This is a genomic window from Burkholderia sp. BCC1640 (genome assembly GCF_902833125.1).
Lineage (GTDB): Bacteria > Pseudomonadota > Gammaproteobacteria > Burkholderiales > Burkholderiaceae > Burkholderia > Burkholderia diffusa.
This window is the reverse complement of sequence record NZ_CADFEF010000021.1, coordinates 94,735-113,747: the sequence shown is the minus strand read 5'-3', so window position 1 is coordinate 113,747 and position 19,013 is coordinate 94,735. Positions and strand designations below refer to the sequence as shown.

Here is a 19,013-nt window from a genome sequence, read left to right as displayed (position 1 = left end):
CCGACATTGACGGATTCTCCATGACGACACCCGCTTCATTCGACTCTCTCCCCGATTCCGCGCGACGCGTCGCGCTGCTGCTGCGCGAACGCGGGCACGCGAAAGGGATCGTGATGCTCGCCGAAACCGGCAAGACTTCCGCCGAAGCCGCGGCCGGGCTCGGCTGCGAGGTCGCGCAGATCGCGAAGTCGATTCTGTTTCGCCGCGAATCGGACGGCCTGCCGGTGCTCGTCGTCGCGAGCGGCGCGAACCGCGTCGACGAGAAGAAGGTCGCCGCGCAAGTTGGCGCGGTCGGCCGCGCCGATGCGAAGTTCGTGCGCGACAATACCGGCTACGCGATCGGCGGCGTCTGCCCGATCGGCCATCTCGTCGAACCGGTCACGCTGATCGACGCCGACCTGCTCGAACTGGACAGCCTGTGGGCGGCCGCCGGCCATCCGCACGCGGTGTTCAACCTGTCGCCGCAGGAACTCGTCTCGCTGACCGGCGCGCCGGTCGCCGACGTCGCGCTGCGCAACGACGCATGAGCGACGTGCCGGTACCGGTCGGGACGGTCGCGTCGCCGTGCACCGACGTATGCAGGATCGATCCGCGCACCGACTGGTGCGCGGGCTGCCTGCGCACGCGCGACGAGATCAAGGGATGGCGCGCGTCGGACGACGACGCGAGGCGTGCGTTGCTCGCACGGCTTGACGCGCGGCGGCGCCTGCTCGCGCGGAGCGGCGCATAAAAAAATGCCGTTCGGCCTACTTGGCGAACGGCATGAGATCGGAATCCTGTGAACGTGATCAACGTCACAGCCCGCATCATACGAGCGACGCTGCAGCGTCGCATCGGGTGTTTCCCTACAACTTCTTACAGCGGTTTGCGCACGCAACCTTCGTTCCCGGACGCGGCGCCGGCGGGTGTCGGCAACCTGCCGTAGCCACAAGCCGAAACGCACGACCGTTTCAGTTGCCGACCGCCGCCCGACGCGCGGGCACGATGCGCCAGCCGAGGTTCACGCCGGCCGCCGCGAGCAGGATCAGCAGCGCGCCGAGCACCTGCGTCCACGCGAGCGTCTGCCCGAACGCGACGCGATCCACGATGATCGCGACGACCGGATAGACGAACGACAGCGCGCCCGTCATCGCGACCGGCAGCTTCTGGATCGCACCGTACAGCAGCACATACATCACGCCGGTGTTCACGACGCCGAGCACGACGAGATCGACCCACTGCGCGGCCGTCGCGGGCAACGTGTCGAAGTGCGCGAACGGCGCGAGCAGCACGATGCCGAGGCCGGCCTGCAGCAGCGCGAGCAGGTGCGGCGGCGTGCCCTTCAGATGCTTCGTGACGATCGACGACACCGCGTACAGGAACGCCGCGCCGAGCGACAGCGCGACGCCTTCGAGATATTCGCCGGGCACCGCGAGCACGGCCGGCTCGACGCGCACCACGCATACGAGCCCGATGAAGGCGAGCGCGAGCCACGCGATGGTCGACGCGCTGATCCGTTCGCGGAACACGATCGCGCCGAGCGCGACGAGCATGAACGGCTGCGTGTTGTAGACGGCGGTCGCCATCGAGATCGACGCACGCGAATACGCGGCGAACAGCAACAGCCAGTTCGCGACGATCGCGACGCTGCCGAGCGTCGCGAGCACGAGCATGCGCGGCGAGAACAGCGCGCGGCGCAGGAAGCCGAGCGCCGCGCAGACGATCGCGAGCGTCGCGGCGCCGAACAGGCAGCGGAAGAACACGACGTTGGTGAGCGGTTGCTGCGACGACATCACGAGCCAGCCGATCGTGCCGGACATCATCATCGCGACGACCATCTCGGCGGCACCGCGGCGGATTTCGTTCGAGGCCATCATGGACTCCGTTTGACGAGAGGGGATGACTTCGATTCTAGGAACTTGCTTTCCGCGCATCCACGACTAAACTGAAGCGAAAACACCGATTCACCTTCGAAAGCAAAGCGATCATGTCGAAACGCCTTTCCCCGCCCGCCGTCGCGTCGCTGGACGCGACCGACCGCGCGATCCTCGCGGCGCTCGCCGAGGATGCGCGCATCGCCACCAGCGAACTGGCGCGCCAGATCGGGCTGTCGGCGCCCGCGACCGCCGACCGCGTGCGACGGCTCGAAGCGCAGGGCGTGATCGCGGGTTTCACCGTCGAGCTCGACCCGCGCGCGCTCGGCTACACGCTGCAGGCGATCGTGCGCGTAAAGCCGCTGCCGGGGCAGCTGCATCTCGTCGAGGAAGTGTTGCGGCGGATTCCGGAGTTCGTCGAATGCGACAAGGTGACCGGCGAGGACTGCTTCATCTGCCGGCTCTATTTACGCACGATCGAGCACCTCGACGACATCCTGTCGAAGGTGACGGAGCGCGCGGAAACGAGCACGGCGATCGTGAAATCGACGCCGGTGCCGCGCCGCCTGCCGCCGCTCGTCGACGACGATGCCGCCACGCGCCGCTGATCGTCACCACGCGGCAAGCACCGCGCTGGCCGCGGCGGGTGGCGTCGCTCACGCGGCCGCGTCGCGCGCCTCGAAGAACGCCAGCAGCTCGTCGATCAGTGCGACGGGCGCCTCCTCCGGAATGTAGTGCCCGCAATCGAGCGCGCGGCCGCTGACGTCGCGCGCGACGCGCCGCCATTCGTCGAGCGGATCGAAGCAGCGCCCGACGATCCCGTTTTCGCCCCACAGCACGCGCAGCGGGCACGCGACCTTGTTGCCGCGCTCAAGATCCGCGCGGTCGTGCTCGAGATCGATCGTCGCCGACGCGCGGTAGTCCTCGCACATCGCATGCACTGCGCCCGGCTGCGCGAGCGCGGCGCGATACGCGGCGAGCGCCTCCGGCGCGAACGGCGCGAGCCCGGCGGACCGGTTGCCCATCACGCGCTCGATGTACGCATCGGTGCGGCCTTCGATCAGCGTTTCGGGCAGCGGCGCCGGCTGGATCAGGAAGAACCAGTGGAAATACGCGGTCGCGAACGCGCGGTCGGTCTGTTCGTACATCGCGAGCGTCGGCGCGATGTCGAGCAGCATCATCCGTTCGACGGCCGCCGGATGATCGAGCGCGAGCCGGTGCGCGACGCGCGCGCCGCGATCGTGCGCGCAGACGTGGAATTGCTCGAAACCGAAATGCCGCATCACGGCGACCTGGTCGGCCGCCATCGCGCGTTTCGAATACGGCGCATGCCGCGCGTCGCTCGGCGGCTTGCCCGACGCGCCGTAGCCGCGCAGGTCGGTCGCGATCACCGTGAAGTGATTCGCCAGCGTCGCGGCGACGCGATGCCAGATCATGTGGGTTTGCGGATGGCCGTGCAGCAACAGAAGCGGCGGCCCCGCGCCTCCTTTGACACCGAAGATGTCGGTGTCCTGCACCGTCACGCGAAACGGTGCAAACGCCTCAAACGACATGGTTTGTTTCTCATTGGTTTGTTATGGCGGGTATTGTAGGAGCGCCCGGCCGACTGCTGCGCGCGGCAGATGCCCGAATGCGTAGAAAGAGAACACTCACTCGATTGTCGCCATGCCGCGCCGTTTGCTAAGCTCGCGTAGAATCGCACGACCGTTCGTATTAATATGAGCGCATCGCGGCACCGCTACACTCGAAGCACCGTTCGACCGCCAAGCATTGATGCCGGCATCGGCGCGACAGCACCGCATCCGGCCGCCCCTCGAGACTGGAGACATCACATGGCATTGCCCGCCGTCCTGCAGAACCTGACGCTGCCCGTCATCGCGTCGCCGATGTTCATCGTCAGCTACCCCGAACTCGTGCTCGCACAGTGCAAGGCGGGTATCGTCGGATCATTTCCCGCGCTCAACGCCCGTCCGGCCGAACTGCTCGACGAGTGGCTCACGCAGATCCAGTCCGAGCTCGCCGACCACAAGGCGAAGCACCCGGATGCGGTGATCGGCCCGATCGCGGTCAACCAGATCGTCCACCAGTCGAACGTACGGCTCGAGCACGACGTGCGCGTGTGCGTCGACCACAAGGTGCCGATCTTCATCACGAGCCTGCGCGCGCCGGCGCGCGAGATCGTCGACGCCGTGCACAGTTATGGCGGCATCGTGCTGCACGACGTGATCAACCTGCGCCACGCGCAGAAGGCGCTCGAAGCCGGCGTCGACGGGCTGATCCTCGTCGCGGCCGGCGCCGGCGGCCACGCGGGCACGACGTCGCCGTTCGCGCTCGTCGGCGAAGTGCGCAAGATGTTCGACGGACCGATCGTGCTGTCGGGCTCGATCGCGAACGGCGGCTCGATCCTCGCCGCGCAGGCGATGGGCGCCGACCTCGCGTACATGGGCACGCGCTTCATCGCGACGCAGGAAGCGCACGCGGTCGAGGACTACAAGCACGCGATCGTCAACGCGAAATCGTCCGACATCATCTACACGAACCTCTTCACCGGCGTGCACGGCAACTACATTCGCGAGAGCATCGAGAAGGCCGGCCTCGATCCGGACGCGCTGCCGGAATCGGACAAGTCGAAGATGAATTTCGGCGGCGACAAGGCGAAGGCGTGGAAGGACATCTGGGGTGCCGGCCAGGGCGTCGGCCTGATGGACGACCTGCCGAGCGTCGGCGCGCTCGTCGAGCGGCTGAAGCGCGAGTACGACGACGCGAAGGCACGGCTCGGCATCGCACGCTGACGCGGGCGGCGGATTGCGCCGCCGCCGCCGCGCATGACGTCGGGCAAAAACAAAAAAGCGCGAACCGCAACGGCTCGCGCTTTTTTCATGTCCGCCCGCAGACGGCGGTCAGCCTGCGCGCTTGATCCGCGTGATCGGCAGCACGCGCAGGCGCGCCTCGATCGACGGGCACAGCGACTGCCCTTCGAAGCGTGCGGCGAGGAAGTCGACGAACGAGCGCACCTTCGCGGACACGTGGCGGCGGCTCGCATACACCGCGTAGATCGGCGCCTCGTGCGGCGGCACCGAGTCGAGCAGCACCGGCACGAGACGGCCGGATTCGATGTCGTCGCCGATCACTTCGGTGCCGAGCAGCGCGATGCCCGCGCCGGCGAGCACCGCCGCGCGCAGCCCCTCGAGATGGTTCACGATCAGGTTGCCGTTCAGGTTCACGCGCGACGCGGCGGCCGCGTCGATCACCAGCGAATCGAGCATCGTCGAATTCGAATCGCGGCGCAGGTAATTGTGATGCGCGAGATCGGCAATCGTCTGAGGCGTGCCGTGCTTCTCCAGATACTCGGGTGACGCGACCAGCAGGATGTGTGCGGTGGCGATCTGCCGCGCGACCAGCGACGACGATTTCAGCCCGTTCGGCGCCGCGCGCACCGCGACGTCGTAGCCTTCCTCGATCAGGTCGACCACGCGATCGGACAGCGTCATGTCGACGGTCACGTCCGGGAACCGGCCCGCATAATCGGTGACGGCCTGCATCACGTGCCGCAATCCGAACGCGGACAGCGACGTCACGCGCAGGCGGCCCTGCGGCACGACGCTCGCGGCGCCGACCGCCTGTCCGGCTTCGTCGAGTTCCGACAGCGCCTGCACGAGGCGCTCATAGTATTCGCGTCCCGCCTCGGTCGGCGCGACACGTCGTGTCGTGCGATGCAGCAGCCGCGCGCCGAGCTGCTGCTCGAGATGCATCACGTGCTTGCTCGCCATCGCGGCCGACATCTGCATGCGCTCGGCCGCGCCGACGAAGCTGCCCACTTCGACGACGTAGCGAAACACATTCATGCTGACGAGGGTATCCATCGAACTAGCTCGCAATTCCTGGTAATCATGCAATTACGAGATAGGGTAACAAAGGCAAGGAAACAAGAAGGTCAACAAAGGCAAAACGGCGCCGCGGGAAGCGGCGCCGTTTCGGGGGCGGAAGACCGGCAGGCGGGACGCGCGCTGCCTGTGTGTGTCCGGCGAACGAATCGTCAGAACTTCGCGCGAATGCCCGCGCCGAACGTGTTGCCGCTCGACAGGCCGCTGATGTGGTCGTTCATGTAGGCAGCGTAGACGTCCGTGCGCTTGGACAGCGGATAGTCGTAGCCGACGGCCCAGGTCTGGCGCGTCTGGTCGAGGCCGCCGCCGTCGCGCGAGTATGCATACGACGCCATCGCGTTGCCGACGCCGAGCGGCACCGACACGCCGCCCTGCGCGGTGTTCACGTGCCAGCTGCCGGCAACCTGGTCGTTCTTCGTATACATGTACTGCCCGAACAGCTTCACGTACTTCAGGTCGTAGGTCGCGCCGACCAGCCCGATGCCCTGGCTCTTCATGCCGGTCACAAGCGAGCTCAGGTCCTGCGGGCCGTTGTTGAAGTTCACGTACTGGTAGACGGCGGTCGCGGCAAACGGGCCGTTCGCGTAGTTGAACTGCGCGCTCCACTTCTTCGAGCGGTTGTCGCCGGCCGTGTTGCCGAGCGCGTACATCGCCGCGAAATTCAGGCCACCGAACGAAGGCGACGTGTAGGACAGCGCGTTGTTCCAGCCCGAATCGCCGACCGCGCCCTGGTCGCTCGGATAGGTCGGGAACGTGCCGAGGCCGAGGAACACGTGGTACACCATCGGCGAGAAGGTGTACGAGTCGTAGAACGGGTTGAACAGGATCGTCGACAGGAACAGGTGCGTCGTCAGGCGGCCTGCCGTCACCGTGCCGTACGGCGAGCTGACGCCGACGTATGCGTTGCGCGCGAAGAACGTGTCGCCCTGGAAGCGGCCGAACTGGCCGTTCTGCGCACGGAAGAAGCTTTCCAGCGTGAAGATCGCCTTGTAGCCGTTGCCGAGATCCTCTGCGCCGTGCAGGCCCCAGTACGACGTCGACATCCCGCCGCCCGACACGTTCCATGCGCGATCGCCGCCCGGGAACTTGGTTGCGCCGACCCATTCATCGACCTGACCGTAGAGCGAGACGCTCGACTGCGCGTGGACGGGTGCGGTTGCGGCCACGCAGGCGGCCGCGGCGATCAGCTTGACGGACGTGCGCGACGCACGGCGAGCGAATGCTTTCATGGGATCTCCAGGTTTTGTCGAATGTCGATAAGTGGCGCGAGCGTTGTTTTTTGGAGCCGATTGCTTGCGTCGTTCGGGGCGCAGCCATCTTTACGGATCGTGCGTCCGGTCAAAATTGCGCACACTTATTGCGGGTATAGCAGCGGCATTAACTTCGCGGAATCGGCACATGGCTAGGCGCGCCGCAGCGGCCGCGCGCGGAGCGGGCACGCGACGGGACGGCCACGGGGCGCGCGCGTGCCGGGCGCGAAAGATAGCGCAATGCGGCGGGAAAATCAGCGGAAATATGCGCACGACTGTGGCGAATTCGCATCACCGCCGGCGGGGAGACGAACGCGCGGGGCGCTCAGTTTCGGTAGAACGGGGAGAAAAACGGCGAGTGCGAAGGTTCTTCCTGCGCGCGGGGGGGCGGCATCGGACGGCCGCCGCGCTCCTCGTTGTAGCGCGCGACATCGGCGCGGATCGAGCCGGCGCGCAGCGGCACGTTGCCGCCGCCCTGCGGGCGCGGCATCTGGCGGGAGTCGGCGCTGATCGGACGATACGGGCTTTGCGCGGCGTAATGGCCGTAGGACGGCGTCGGCCGCAGCCCCCAGCGGGAACCGTAACCGCTCACGCCGCCGGCCCGCGCGCCGCCCGGCGGCAGCGCCCGGCGCCATACCGGCGCGTTGCCGGCCGGCTGGCCGAAAGCGCGCATGTCGCCGCCACCGAAACCGCGACCGAAGCCGTGACTGAAGCCGTGACCGCCGCCGAACGCCTGACCGCCGTGCGGCGGTTGCGCGAGCGCGAGCGGCATCAGCAGTGCGCCGAGCACGCCTGCCACCCATCGTCCGACCTTCAGTTTCACCCGTTCCGTCATCATTCAGTGCCTGTTACCGCTCGCCGCCGGTCATTTCCGGCCGACGCAAGCCTTTCAGCAGTAATTTATGAGCGGCCCGAAACGGTGTCGAGCCAAAAAGTGTTAGGTCGCGGGCATCGGTGTAACACCATGTTACTGCTAGGTTTTTTCACTTCAGGGCGCAATCGCGGCAGAACATTCTTCTGCCGTTTTGCGCATCGGCCGCCCCTCTCTGGCGCGCGCCGCCCTATGCCGTCGATTCATCAATCGATTCACACAATGAATTTGTGTATTGAATAACCAACCGGGACAATATCGGCTTCGCGCGCGCGACATGCGCGCCTGCCGTTTCCGAATCGAGTTCCCGATGGCCCGTCCCCGTTTTCTTCCCGACAACTTCACGCTCGCGCTGGTCGGCACCGTCGTGCTCGCGAGCCTGCTGCCGTGCCGCGGTCCGGCCGCCCACGCGTTCAACTGGGCGACCAACATCGCGGTCGGCCTGCTGTTCTTCCTGCACGGCGCGAAGCTGTCGCGCGAAGCCGTCGTCGCGGGCGCGACCCACTGGCGGCTGCATGCGGTCGTGCTGCTCAGCACGTTCGCGCTGTTCCCGCTGCTCGGCCTCGCGCTGAAACCCGTGCTGCAGCCGCTCGTCACGCCGGCGCTCTACGCCGGCGTGCTGTTTCTGTGCACGCTGCCGTCGACGGTCCAGTCGTCGATCGCGTTCACCTCGATCGCGAAGGGCAACGTGCCGGCCGCCGTGTGCGCGGCATCCGCGTCGAGCCTGCTCGGAATCTTCGTGACGCCGGCGCTCGTCGGGCTGATGATCACGTCGCAGTCGGCCGCGGCCGCGTCGCCGTGGAGCACCGTCGGGAGCATCGTGATGCAGTTGCTCGTGCCGTTCGTCGCCGGCCAGCTGCTGCGGCCCGTGATCGGCGGCTGGATCGAACGCAATCGCGGCGTGCTGCGCTTCGTCGACCAGGGCTCGATCCTGCTCGTCGTCTACGTCGCGTTCAGCGAGGCCGTGAACCAGGGGCTCTCGCACCAGATGCCGGCGCGCGCGCTCGGCGGCCTGCTGGTCGTCAACGTCGTGCTGCTCGCGATCGCGCTGGTGCTGACCACTTTCGTCAGCAAGCGGCTCGGCTTCAACCGCGCCGACCAGATCACGATCATCTTCTGCGGCTCGAAGAAGAGCCTCGCGGCCGGGGTGCCGATGGCGAAGGTGATCTTCTCCGCGCAGGCGGTCGGCGCGATCGTGCTGCCGCTGATGCTGTTCCACCAGATCCAGCTGATGGCGTGCGCGGCACTCGCGCAGCGCTGGGGGGCGCGCGACATGCGCGGCGAGCGTGACGGCGACGAGGGTGCGGCCGGTGCCGGACGCGAACGCGGCGCGCTGAGCGCGGGCAAACGCTGACGCGGCAGGTTGCGCGGCCGGCATGGCTGGCCGCGCGGGTGGATTCGCGTCTTTCTCGTTACGCTTCCCGCTTCCCGCTTCCCGCTTCCCGCTTCCCGCTTCCCGCTTCCCGCTTCCCGCTTCCCACTTCCCGCTTCCCGCTTCCCGCTTCCCACTTCCCACTTCCCGCTTCGTCCGCTTTCTCCGCCTCACCGCACCGCCGCACCACCGCCCCCACGCGACGCATGCACCATCGACGCGCATCGCGTCACGAAATCTTCATTCAATTCTCCGCGCGCGCTGCCGTTAAAGTCGGGCGTCCCGTCGCCTCGGCCGCCCTCGCCCATGTCCGCGCCTCATCCCGACCCGTCCGCCGTCTCCACCACGCGCCTGATCGCGGAGCGTGCGCTCGCGGCCGTGTTCCAGCCGATCGTCGACCTCGGGTCGGGCACGGTCGTCGGCTACGAAGGCCTGATCCGCGGCCCGCGCGGCACCGACCTCGAGACGCCGGCCGCGCTGTTCGCGCAGGCCGCCCGCGACGGCGCGACCGTCGCGCTCGAACAGGCGGCCGCCCTCACCTGCCTCGACGCGTTCGCCGCGCTCGGCTGCGACGGCAAGCTGTTCCTCAACTTCAGCGCGAACACGATCCTGCAACTCGCGCGCGAACGCGCGCGCGCGCGGCAACTGCTCGGCCGCGCGCGGGTCGGCGCGGAGCGCATCGTGATCGAGCTGACCGAGCAGACCGCGATGCCGGACGTCGCGCACATCGGGCCGGCGGTCGCATCGCTGCGCGACGCCGGCATCCAGTTCGCGCTCGACGACTACGGCACCGCGAACGCGAGCATGAACCTGTGGCTGCGCCTGCACCCGGACGTCGTGAAGATCGATCGCTTCTTCATCCACGACATCGCGCGCGATCCGCTCAAGTTCGAGGCGGTCCGGGCGATGCAGCACTTCGCGCACGCGAGCGGCGCGAAGCTGATCGCGGAAGGGATCGAGAACGAGTGCGACCTGATCGTCGTGCGGGACATGGGCATCTGCTGCGTGCAGGGCTTCCTGCTCGGCCGGCCGGATGCGCGACCGTCGCGGGTCGTCGCGCCGGCCGCGCGCGACGCGATCCGCGCACCGCACATCGCGGTGTTCCCCGGTGCGACCCGCGCCGTGCGGCCCGCAAGCACGATCGCGGCGAAGATGCTCGTCCCGGCGCCGGCGCTGCCGCGCGACGCGACCAGCAACGACGTGCTCGACCTGTTCAACCGGATGCCCGGCCTGCACGCGGTCGCGCTCGTCGAACGCGGGCAGCCGGTCGCGCTCGTGAACCGGCGCGGCTTCATCGACCGCTTCACGCTGCCTTACCACCGCGAGGTGTTCGGAAAGAAGCCGTGCCTGCAGTTCGCGAACGACGCGCCGCTGATGATCGACAACGCGACGACGGTCGAGCAGCTCGCGATGCTGCTCGCGAGCCACGACCAGCGCTACCTCGCGGACGGCTTCGTGATCACCGAGCACGGCCGCTACGTCGGGCTCGGCACCGGCGAGAGCCTCGTGCGCGCGGTGACCGAGATGCGCATCGAGGCCGCGCGCTATGCGAATCCGCTGACCTTCCTGCCCGGCAACATCCCGATCAGCGCGCACATCGAGCGCCTGCTGGCGCGCGACGCCGGCTTCCACGCGTGCTACGTCGACCTGAACCAGTTCAAGCCGTTCAACGACCAGTACGGCTACTGGCAGGGCGACGAAGTGCTGAAGTTCGCGGCGACGGTGCTGGCCGGCGTGTGCGATCCGCAGCGCGACTTTCTCGGGCACGTCGGCGGCGACGATTTCCTCGTGCTGTTCCAGCGCGACGACTGGCACGCGCGGGCGGCCGACGCGATCGCGCGCTTCAACGACGGCGCGCAGCGTTTCTACACGCAGGCCGACCGGCTGGCGGGCGGGCTGCGCGGCGAGGACCGCCACGGCAACCCCGCATTCTTCGGTTTCGTCACGATGGCGATCGGCGCGGTCGGCGTGCCGGCCGGTGCGAACGGCGCGATGCGCTACGGCAGCGACGAGATCGCGTCGGTCGCGGCGCTCGCGAAGCGGCGCGCGAAACAGCAGCCGGGCGGGCTCGCGGTCGTCGATCTCGATGCAGGCCGCGCGGCGCTGCGCGATCGCGGCGGGCCACCGCACGCGGCGGCGGGCTGAACCGGCGGGCGGTTGCCGGATGCAAGCGCGCTGCCGGCCGGCAAGGACGGCGACGACGGTGCCTCGCGCGCGCCCGATTGCCGGCAACGGCCTGCCGTCCGCCTCCGCCCCTCGCGGACCGGGCCTCCGAACGCGTGCGCCCCTCCGGCACCGCCCCTTTCCGTGCGATCACCTTGCCTTTTCCGCGTTTTGTTTAGTATTTTTAGTAACGTCGTTTTCGCAGATTAGCGCGTAAAAACCCGTTATTTCCGGGTATTCCCCGGTTATCCGGCCCGAATTTGGCTCGGCGTTTTACTATACAATCGCCGTCACCCTAAACAAACCGGACCCGAACGATGGGCACCACCATTCGCGACGTAGCGCGGGCGGCAGAGGTCTCGATCGGCACCGTCTCCCGCGCGCTGAAAAACCAGCCGGGCCTGTCGGAAGCCACGCGGGCGCGCATCGTCGAGATCGCGCAGCAGCTCGGCTACGACCCGGCCCAGTTGCGCCCGCGCATCCGCCGGCTCACCTTCCTGCTGCACCGCCAGCACAACCGCTTTCCCGCCAGCCCGTTCTTCTCGCACGTGCTGCACGGCGTCGAGGACGCGTGCCGCGAGCGCGGGATCGTGCCGACGCTGCTCACGGTCGGCCCCAACGACGACGTGCTGCGCCAGATGCGCCCGCATGCGCCCGACGCGATCGCGGTGGCCGGCTTCATCGAGCCCGAGACGATCGAGGCGCTCGCCGCGACCGGCCGGCCGCTCGTGCTGATCGACCTGTGGGCGCCCGGCCTGCGCTCGGTGAACATCGACAACGCGACGGGCGCGGCGCTCGCGATGCGCCACCTGCTCGCCATCGGCCGCTCGCGGATCGCGTTCATCGGCGGCTCGGCCGCGCACTTCAGCATCGCGCAGCGCGCGATCGGCTATCGCCGCGCGTTCTTCGAGGCCGGGCGGCTGTTCGATCCCGCGTACGAAGTGACGATCGACGCCGGGCTCGACCCCGACACCGGCGCCGCGCGCGCGATGCAGCAACTGCTCGACGCGCCCGGCCCGCGCCCGGACGCCGTGTTCGCGTACAACGACGCCGCCGCGCTGGCCGCGCAGCGCGTGTGCATCGCGCGCGGCGTGCGGATTCCGGAAGACATCGCGATCGTCGGCTTCGACGACATCCCGGCCGCCGCGCACGCGAATCCGCCGCTCACGACGCTCGCCGTCGACAAGGAAGCGCTCGGCCGCCGCGGCGTCGAACTGCTGCTCGCCGAATCGCCCGAGCGCACCGAGATCTCCCTGCCCGTCGAACTGATCGTACGGGCCAGCAGCCAGCCCGCCGGCTCACCGGCACTCGATACCGCCACGGTCACCGAATCATGAACATGCCCCCGGTCCAATCCCGCACGGCCGCGCCGGCCGCCCACGCGCAAGCGGCACCGTTCGTCGCGAGCTTCCGCGATCCGTCGTTCCTGCTGTCGCACATCGAGGACACGCTGCGCTTCTACGCGCAGAACGCGTTCGACCCGACGGGCGGCTTCTACCATTACTTCCGCGACGACGGCAGCATCTACAACCGCACGTCGCGGCACCTGGTCAGCAGTTGCCGGTTCGTCTTCAACTACGCGATGGCGTACCGGCATTTCGGCGATCCGCGCCACCTCGACTACGCCCGCCACGGGCTGCGCTTCCTGCGCGACGCGCACTGGGACGAAGCGCTGCAGGGCTACGACTGGGAACTCGACTGGCGCGACGGCACGAAACGCGCGACGCTCGACGGCACGCGCCACTGCTACGGGCTCGCGTTCGTGCTGCTGGCCGCCGCGCACGCGACGATGGCCGGCATCGACGAAGCGCGCGCGCTGATCGCGTCGACCTACGAGCTCGCCGAGCACCGCTTCTGGGACGCGGCCGCCGGCCTCTACGCGGACGACGCGACGCCGAACTGGAACGTGTCGTCGTACCGCGGCCAGAACGCGAACATGCACATGACGGAAGCGCTGCTCGCGGCATACGAGGCGACCGGCCATCTCACCTATCTCGATCGCGCGGAAAAACTCGCGACCCACATCACGCAGCGCCAGGCTTCGCTGTCGGGCGGCCTCGTGTGGGAGCACTACCATGCGGACTGGTCGGTCGACTGGGACTACAACAAGGAAGACAGCTCGAACATCTTCCGTCCGTGGGGCTTCCAGCCCGGGCACCAGACCGAATGGGCGAAGCTGCTGCTGATCCTGGAGCGGCACCGCCCGCTCGACTGGCTCGTGCCGCGCGCGGCCGAGCTGTTCGATGCGGCGCTCACGCATGCGTGGGACGCCGATCACGGCGGCCTCTGCTACGGCTTCGGCCCCGACTTCACGATCTGCGACCACAACAAGTATTTCTGGGTGCAGGCGGAAACCTTCGCGGCGGCCGCGATGCTCGGCGCGCGCACCGGCAGCGAGCGCTTCTGGGACTGGTACGACGAGATCTGGCGCTACAGCTGGGCGCATTTCGTCGATCACCGCTACGGCGCGTGGTACCGGATCCTCACCTGCGACAACCGCAAGTACAGCGACGAGAAAAGCCCGGCCGGCAAGACCGACTATCACACGATGGGCGCATGCTACGACGTGCTCGCGACCCTCGCGCGCGCGGCGCGCAGCGAGCCGACGCAATGAGCGGCGGCACCTTTCCGGCCTTCGTGTCGGCGGGCGACATCCTGACCGACATGGTGCGCGCGGGCGACGCGCAGTGGACCTCGGTGCCGGGCGGCGCCGGCTGGAACGTCGCGCGCGCGGTCGCGCGGCTCGGCGTGCCGAGCGCGCTCGCGGGCGCGATCGGCGAAGACTGCTTCTCCGACGTGCTGTGGCGCACCAGCGAGGCGGCCGGGCTCGACCTGCGCTTCCTGCAGCGCGTGCCGCGTGCGCCGCTGCTCGCGATCGTCCATGAGACGCGGCCGCCCGCGTACTTCTTCATCGGCGAAGCGAGCGCGGATCTCGCGTTCGACCCGGCGCGGCTGCCGGCCGGCTGGGCCGCACACGTGAAGTGGGCGCACTTCGGTTGCATCAGCCTCGTGCGCGAACCGCTCGCGGGCACGCTCGTCGCGCTCGCGGCGGAGCTGCACGCGCGCGGCGTGAAGATCAGCTTCGATCCGAACTACCGGAACCTGATGACGGCCGCGTACCGGCCGACGCTCGAGAAGATGGCCGCGCTCGCCGACCTGATCAAGGTGTCCGACGAGGATCTGCGCCACCTGTTCGGCGGCGACGGCCCGGATGAGGTCGCCGCGGTGCGCGCGCTGAATCCGCGCGCGGCGGTGCTCGTCACGCGCGGGGCGCAGCCGGCGACGCTTTACGCGGACGGCGACGTGCTCGAAGCCAGTCCGCCGCGCGTCGAGGTGGTCGATACCGTCGGCGCGGGCGACGCGTCGATCGGCGGCATGCTGTTCAGCCTGATGGCCGCGCCGCAGCGGTCGTGGCGCGAGCATCTCGCGTTCGCGCTCGCGGCGGGCGCCGCCGCGTGCCGGCATACGGGCGCGCATGCGCCGACGCTCGACGAGGTCGTCGCGCTGCTCGAACGGTGACGGGACGATGACGGCGCGCTGATCGGTCGCCGATTAGCGGCGCTGTACATGCTGCGCCGCAGTGCTACGATGAAGTGTCCTATTGCGGGAGAGGCACGATGGACACGAACACGTTCACGAAAGGCATCTACACGGCCAAGGCGCACACGCAGCACGCCGCCAACGGACAGTTCCAGGGTTACGTGATCCTCGCCCGGGACGACGGCGACGAGACGGAAAACATGCGTTACGACGTCCACACGACGAGTCCGAGCGAGGAAGAGGCGTTCAACGAAGCGAAGGCGCTCGCGCACCGGATCCTCGGCGAAATCGAGCTGTGACGCGCGGACCGTGACGCGCCGAACCCTCACACGCGCGCCGCGGCGCGGTCACGGCGCGCCGCCGCATTCGGCGCGGCTCAGAGCAGCCGCGCCACCATCGACACCAGCATCGTCAGCACCAGCGTCGACATGAACGGGAACGGGTAGCGCCGCCCGCCGAGCGTCAGCGTGACGTCGCCCGGCATCCGCCCGATGCCGACCTTGCCGAGCCACGGCCAGCAGCGCGTCAGGATCATCACCGCGACGAACGACGCCATCAGCCAGCGCAGCATCCCGAACTCCCCGTCAGAGCGCGTGCGAGCGGTCGCCGCGCGCGAATGCGTCGAGCGTGCCGTCGATCCCGCGCGAGAACGCGATCACCTTGAACAGCTCGCCCATCTCGGCTTCCGAGATCAGCTTCTGCACCGCGTTCGCGGCCGGCAGGAACTGGTGGATGTCGGACGGATCGATCGCGGCCAGCGCGTCGGTGATGCCCGCGTTCAACAGGAAACGCGCCTGCGACGTGTAGCCGAGGAGGTCCGCGCCGGTCGCGACGCCCGCGTCGTAGATGCCGGTGAATTCGACGTGCGCGGTGATGTCCTGCAGCCCCGGGTACAGAAACGCGTCGTCATGCGCGTGGTGGCGGTAGTGGCACATCAGCGTGCCGCGGTCGCGCTGCGGATGGTAGTACTCGTGCGCGGGGAACCCGTAGTCGACCAGCAGCACCGCGCCGCGCCCGAGCATCGTGCATACGGTACGCGTGAACGCCAGCGCGGCTTCGTGCGTCTCGGTCACGTAGCCGTCGTCGACGTCGAGCGTCGCGAGCACCGGCGGCAGGCCGGCCGCACCGGCGGGCCGGTCGTCGAACACGAACGCGTGCCGCGCGTCGAGCGCGACGCCGCGCTCGAGCCACGCGCCGCCCGCCTTCGCGAAGAGGCGCACCGGCATCGCATCGAGCACCTCGTTGCCGACCACGACACCGTCGAAGCGCTCGGGCAGCGCGTCGAGCCAGCGCACCTTCCCGGCGAGCGCCGGCGCGACCGCCGCGATCGTGTCGCGCTGCCGTTCGCGCAGTTCGCCGGACAAGTCGACGATCAGGTATTCGTCGAGTTCGACGCCGAGCGCATCGAGCGCATCGAGCAGCCCGGCCGCGAGCTTGCCCGTGCCCGCGCCGAACTCCATCACGCGGCGCGTGCCGCTTGCCGCCAGCGCTTGCCCGACGGGATTCGCGAGCGTCTGCGCGAACAGCGGCGACAGCTCGGGGGCCGTCACGAAGTCGCTGCCGTCGTCGGCGCGGCGGCCGAACTTGCGCGCGCCGCCGCTGTAATAGCCGAGGCCTGGCGCATACAGCGCGCGCTCCATGAAGCGGTCGAACGGCAGCCAGCCGCCGGCCGCCGCGATCTCGTCGCGCAGTTGCGCGGCAAGGGTTTCGGACTGCGCGAGCGCGTCAGGGCCGGGAGCAGGTAAACTAGCGGGTTCGTGAGCTTTCGGGTTCATCCCGGCATTGTAAATGACCGTTTCAGCCGATACGTCGACCCCGCGCATCGCGCTCGTCGCCGGCGCGCTGGGCAGCGCGGCCGACGCCGCGTCGCTCGGTCGTGCGCTCGCGACCGGATTCGCGCAGCGCGGCTGGGACGTCGCGCTGCAGCGCAGCCCCGGCGCGCCGCGCGCGGCCGCCGACGCGCTCGTCGCCGAAGTCGCCGCCCACGGCCGCCGTGCAGCCGTGCTCGACGCCGATCTGGCCCTGGAAACCGAGGCAGCCGCGCTCGTCGCCGCGTGCGGCGCGGCGCTCGGCCGGCCCACCTGCGCGGTGTTCGTGAGTGCCTGCGCCGGAACCGACGACGCGCACACCGTGGACGGCGCATCGCTCGCCGCTGCGCTCGCGCGCAACGTGACGGCGCCGCTCGCGCTGGCCCGGGCGCTTGCCGACGCGACGCCCGACGCCGCGCGCGACGACGAATCGCTGCGCGCGTGCGCGATCCACGTGCTGGATCAGGCCCTGTTTCACCCGGCGCCGGCGCAGCTGTCGCATGCGCTGATGCAGGCCGCGCTGAACCGCGCGACCGCCGCGCTGGCGCTGGCCCTCGCGCCGAAAGTGCGCGTCGCGGCGCTCGTGCGCGGCCATGCGCCGCACGCGAACGACATCGCGGCGGCGGCCTGCTATCTCGCGAGCGCGCCCGGCGTCACGGGCGCGACGCTGACCGTCGACGGCGGCGAGCACCTGGTGCCGCACGCCGCCGGCCCGAATGAATGAACTGCGCGGATCGCGCGGCCTGATCGCCGCCGCCCGCGCCGCTTTGCGTGCGCGCACGCCAATTTGACTGGGACGACCATGTTTTCCGCTCTCCTGCACCCCCGCCTCGCGGACTGCCGCAGGCTCTACCTGCGCGACTACGAGGTGCACATCAACATCGGGGCCTTCGAACACGAGAAGCGCGGCGAGCAGCGCGTCGTCATCAACGTCGACCTGTTCGTGCCGCTCGCGCTGTCCACCCCCGTCGACGACCGGCTGCATGAAGTCGTCGACTACGACCTGATGAAGCAGAGCGTCGCGCAGTGCGTGGCGCGCGGCCACATCCACCTGCAGGAAACGCTGTGCGACGCGATCGCCGCGAACCTGCTGGCGCACGACGCCGTGCGCGCGGTACGCGTCTGTACCGAGAAACCGGACGCCTATCCGGACTGCGACGCCGTCGGCGTCGAAGTCTTTCGCATCAAGGACGAGGAGCGCGCATGAACGCCCCCCACATGAACGACACGGCGGCCGATGGCGCCGCCATCGAAGCCACCGCCGCCGACACCGGCCGCCGCGCGCTGACGCGCCGCGAGCAGAAGGAAGCGTACGAGAACAACAAGCTGTTCAAGCGGATCGTGCGCCAGGTCGGCCAGGCGATCGGCGACTACAACATGATCGAGCAGGGCGACAAGGTGATGGTGTGCCTGTCGGGCGGCAAGGACAGCTACGCAATGCTCGACGTGCTGCTGCGCCTGCGCGAGCGCGCGCCGATCGACTTCGACATCGTCGCGGTCAACCTCGACCAGAAGCAGCCGGGCTTCCCCGAGCACGTGCTGCCCGAGTACCTGACGCAGGTCGGCGTGCCGTTCCACATCGAGAACCAGGACACCTACAGCATCGTCAAGCGGCTCGTGCCCGAAGGCAAGACGACCTGCTCGCTGTGCTCGCGGCTGCGCCGCGGGATCCTGTACCGCGTGGCCGGCGAGCTTGGCGCGACCAAGATCGCGCTCGGCCACCACCGCGACGACATCCTGCAGACGCTGCTGCTCAACATGTTCTACGGCGGCAAGCTGAAGGGAATGCCGCCGAAGCTGCAGTCGGACGACGGCAGGAACGTCGTGATCCGCCCGCTCGCGTACGTGAAGGAAACCGATCTCGAGAAATTCGCCGAGTTGCGCGAATTCCCGATCATCCCGTGCAACCTGTGCGGCAGCCAGCCGAACCTGAAGCGCGCGGAAATGAAGGCGCTGATCCGCGAATGGGACAAGCGCTTCCCGGGCCGCGTCGACAACATGTTCAGCGCGCTCGCGAACGTCGTGCCGTCGCACCTGATGGATACGACCCAGTTCCCGTTCGCGTCGCTGCGCGCGACCGGCGAGGCCGATCCGCAGGGCGACATCGCGTTCGACGAAGAGCCGTGCGCGTCCGGCGACGAGACCGCCGCGCCGGGCTCGGCGAAACCGATCTCGATCGTCCAGTTCGACGACCTGTAAGCAGGGCCTGAACATCCGCCGGAACCGGGGCCGCGGCCTCGTTCCGGCGCTGTCGCCCCGCCGCGACAGGCCC

20 protein-coding genes are annotated in these 19,013 nt (G+C 68.9%); 13 read left to right on the top strand and 7 right to left on the bottom strand.

Features of this window, described 5'->3' with window-relative positions:
- Positions 1-20 precede the first annotated feature (20 nt).
- Both HWX25_RS22470 and HWX25_RS22465 read left to right on the top strand, forming a co-directional pair.
- Positions 21-527, top strand: coding sequence for a YbaK/EbsC family protein (locus tag HWX25_RS22470; RefSeq protein ID WP_059523903.1), 507 nt, complete (start codon positions 21-23; stop codon positions 525-527).
- Positions 524-730, top strand: coding sequence for a DUF1289 domain-containing protein (locus tag HWX25_RS22465; protein ID WP_006762224.1), 207 nt, complete (start codon positions 524-526; stop codon positions 728-730). Before HWX25_RS22470 ends, HWX25_RS22465 begins: the two co-directional genes overlap by 4 nt.
- A 220-nt stretch (positions 731-950) precedes the next feature.
- On the opposite strand, the gene HWX25_RS22460 is transcribed toward HWX25_RS22465, so the two are convergent.
- A complete protein-coding gene (locus HWX25_RS22460) occupies positions 951-1,853 on the bottom strand; it encodes a DMT family transporter (protein ID WP_175910582.1) in 903 nt (300 codons plus the stop codon).
- Positions 1,854-1,966: 113 nt separating this feature from the next.
- Between HWX25_RS22460 and HWX25_RS22455 the strand changes: the two genes are divergently transcribed.
- Positions 1,967-2,461: an Lrp/AsnC family transcriptional regulator gene (locus HWX25_RS22455; RefSeq protein ID WP_059523896.1), complete on the top strand. Its 495-nt coding sequence runs from the start codon at positions 1,967-1,969 to the stop codon at positions 2,459-2,461.
- Between the two features lie 48 nt (positions 2,462-2,509).
- Here the strand turns inward: HWX25_RS22455 and HWX25_RS22450 are convergent, their stop codons facing one another.
- The gene (locus tag HWX25_RS22450; protein ID WP_059523894.1) at positions 2,510-3,406 is read right to left on the bottom strand and encodes an alpha/beta hydrolase; all 897 of its coding nucleotides are present in this window, start codon (positions 3,404-3,406) and stop codon (positions 2,510-2,512) included.
- Positions 3,407-3,685: 279 nt separating this feature from the next.
- Between HWX25_RS22450 and HWX25_RS22445 the strand changes: the two genes are divergently transcribed.
- Positions 3,686-4,645, top strand: a complete 960-nt coding sequence (locus HWX25_RS22445; RefSeq protein WP_175910580.1) for a nitronate monooxygenase family protein — start codon at positions 3,686-3,688, stop codon at positions 4,643-4,645.
- A 108-nt stretch (positions 4,646-4,753) separates the two neighbouring features.
- On the opposite strand, the gene HWX25_RS22440 is transcribed toward HWX25_RS22445, so the two are convergent.
- The 3 genes from HWX25_RS22440 to HWX25_RS22430 form a co-directional block, all read right to left on the bottom strand.
- Complete coding sequence (locus HWX25_RS22440) at positions 4,754-5,716, bottom strand: LysR family transcriptional regulator (RefSeq protein WP_059523890.1); 963 nt, start codon at positions 5,714-5,716, stop codon at positions 4,754-4,756.
- Positions 5,717-5,889: 173 nt separating this feature from the next.
- Complete coding sequence (locus tag HWX25_RS22435) at positions 5,890-6,966, bottom strand: porin (protein WP_059523888.1); 1,077 nt, start codon at positions 6,964-6,966, stop codon at positions 5,890-5,892.
- 346 nt (positions 6,967-7,312) lie between these two features.
- Positions 7,313-7,822 (bottom strand): peptide-binding protein, encoded by a 510-nt coding sequence (locus HWX25_RS22430; protein ID WP_175910601.1) that lies wholly within the window; start codon positions 7,820-7,822, stop codon positions 7,313-7,315.
- A gap of 346 nt (positions 7,823-8,168) precedes the next feature.
- Between HWX25_RS22430 and HWX25_RS22425 the strand changes: the two genes are divergently transcribed.
- The 6 genes from HWX25_RS22425 (at position 8,169) to HWX25_RS22400 (ending at position 15,232) form a co-directional block, all read left to right on the top strand.
- Positions 8,169-9,212: a bile acid:sodium symporter family protein gene (locus HWX25_RS22425; protein ID WP_175910579.1), complete on the top strand. Its 1,044-nt coding sequence runs from the start codon at positions 8,169-8,171 to the stop codon at positions 9,210-9,212.
- Between the two features lie 324 nt (positions 9,213-9,536).
- Positions 9,537-11,375: a phosphodiesterase gene (locus HWX25_RS22420; protein WP_175910577.1), complete on the top strand. Its 1,839-nt coding sequence runs from the start codon at positions 9,537-9,539 to the stop codon at positions 11,373-11,375.
- A gap of 335 nt (positions 11,376-11,710) precedes the next feature.
- Positions 11,711-12,730 carry a LacI family DNA-binding transcriptional regulator gene (locus HWX25_RS22415; RefSeq protein ID WP_059691382.1) on the top strand — a complete coding sequence of 340 codons (1,020 nt, stop codon included), beginning with the start codon at positions 11,711-11,713 and terminating at the stop codon, positions 12,728-12,730.
- Positions 12,727-14,007 carry an AGE family epimerase/isomerase gene (locus HWX25_RS22410; RefSeq protein WP_059691381.1) on the top strand — a complete coding sequence of 427 codons (1,281 nt, stop codon included), beginning with the start codon at positions 12,727-12,729 and terminating at the stop codon, positions 14,005-14,007. Before HWX25_RS22415 ends, HWX25_RS22410 begins: the two co-directional genes overlap by 4 nt.
- Positions 14,004-14,912 (top strand): carbohydrate kinase, encoded by a 909-nt coding sequence (locus HWX25_RS22405; RefSeq protein ID WP_175910575.1) that lies wholly within the window; start codon positions 14,004-14,006, stop codon positions 14,910-14,912. The genes HWX25_RS22410 and HWX25_RS22405 overlap by 4 nt, the downstream gene beginning before the upstream one ends.
- Positions 14,913-15,010: 98 nt before the next feature.
- Entirely contained in the window at positions 15,011-15,232 is a 222-nt protein-coding gene (locus tag HWX25_RS22400) for a hypothetical protein (RefSeq protein WP_059523876.1), read from the top strand.
- Positions 15,233-15,309: 77 nt separating this feature from the next.
- Here the strand turns inward: HWX25_RS22400 and HWX25_RS22395 are convergent, their stop codons facing one another.
- Together HWX25_RS22395 and HWX25_RS22390 are read right to left on the bottom strand one after the other, a co-directional pair.
- Positions 15,310-15,504, bottom strand: a complete 195-nt coding sequence (locus HWX25_RS22395) for a DUF2905 domain-containing protein (RefSeq protein WP_059523874.1) — start codon at positions 15,502-15,504, stop codon at positions 15,310-15,312.
- 13 nt (positions 15,505-15,517) lie between these two features.
- Entirely contained in the window at positions 15,518-16,708 is a 1,191-nt protein-coding gene (locus HWX25_RS22390; RefSeq protein WP_175910573.1) for a class I SAM-dependent methyltransferase, read from the bottom strand.
- Between the two features lie 13 nt (positions 16,709-16,721).
- Between HWX25_RS22390 and HWX25_RS22385 the strand changes: the two genes are divergently transcribed.
- The 3 genes from HWX25_RS22385 to ttcA all read left to right on the top strand — a co-directional run bounded on the left by HWX25_RS22385 (position 16,722) and on the right by ttcA (position 18,940).
- Positions 16,722-17,465, top strand: a complete 744-nt coding sequence (locus tag HWX25_RS22385; protein ID WP_175910571.1) for an SDR family oxidoreductase — start codon at positions 16,722-16,724, stop codon at positions 17,463-17,465.
- 78 nt (positions 17,466-17,543) lie between these two features.
- Positions 17,544-17,948 (top strand): dihydroneopterin aldolase, encoded by a 405-nt coding sequence (locus tag HWX25_RS22380; RefSeq protein ID WP_059450683.1) that lies wholly within the window; start codon positions 17,544-17,546, stop codon positions 17,946-17,948.
- On the top strand, positions 17,945-18,940 hold the full coding sequence (ttcA, locus tag HWX25_RS22375; protein ID WP_175910569.1) for a tRNA 2-thiocytidine(32) synthetase TtcA: 996 nt from the start codon (positions 17,945-17,947) through the stop codon (positions 18,938-18,940). The genes HWX25_RS22380 and ttcA overlap by 4 nt, the downstream gene beginning before the upstream one ends.
- The last annotated feature ends 73 nt before the right edge of the window (positions 18,941-19,013 follow it).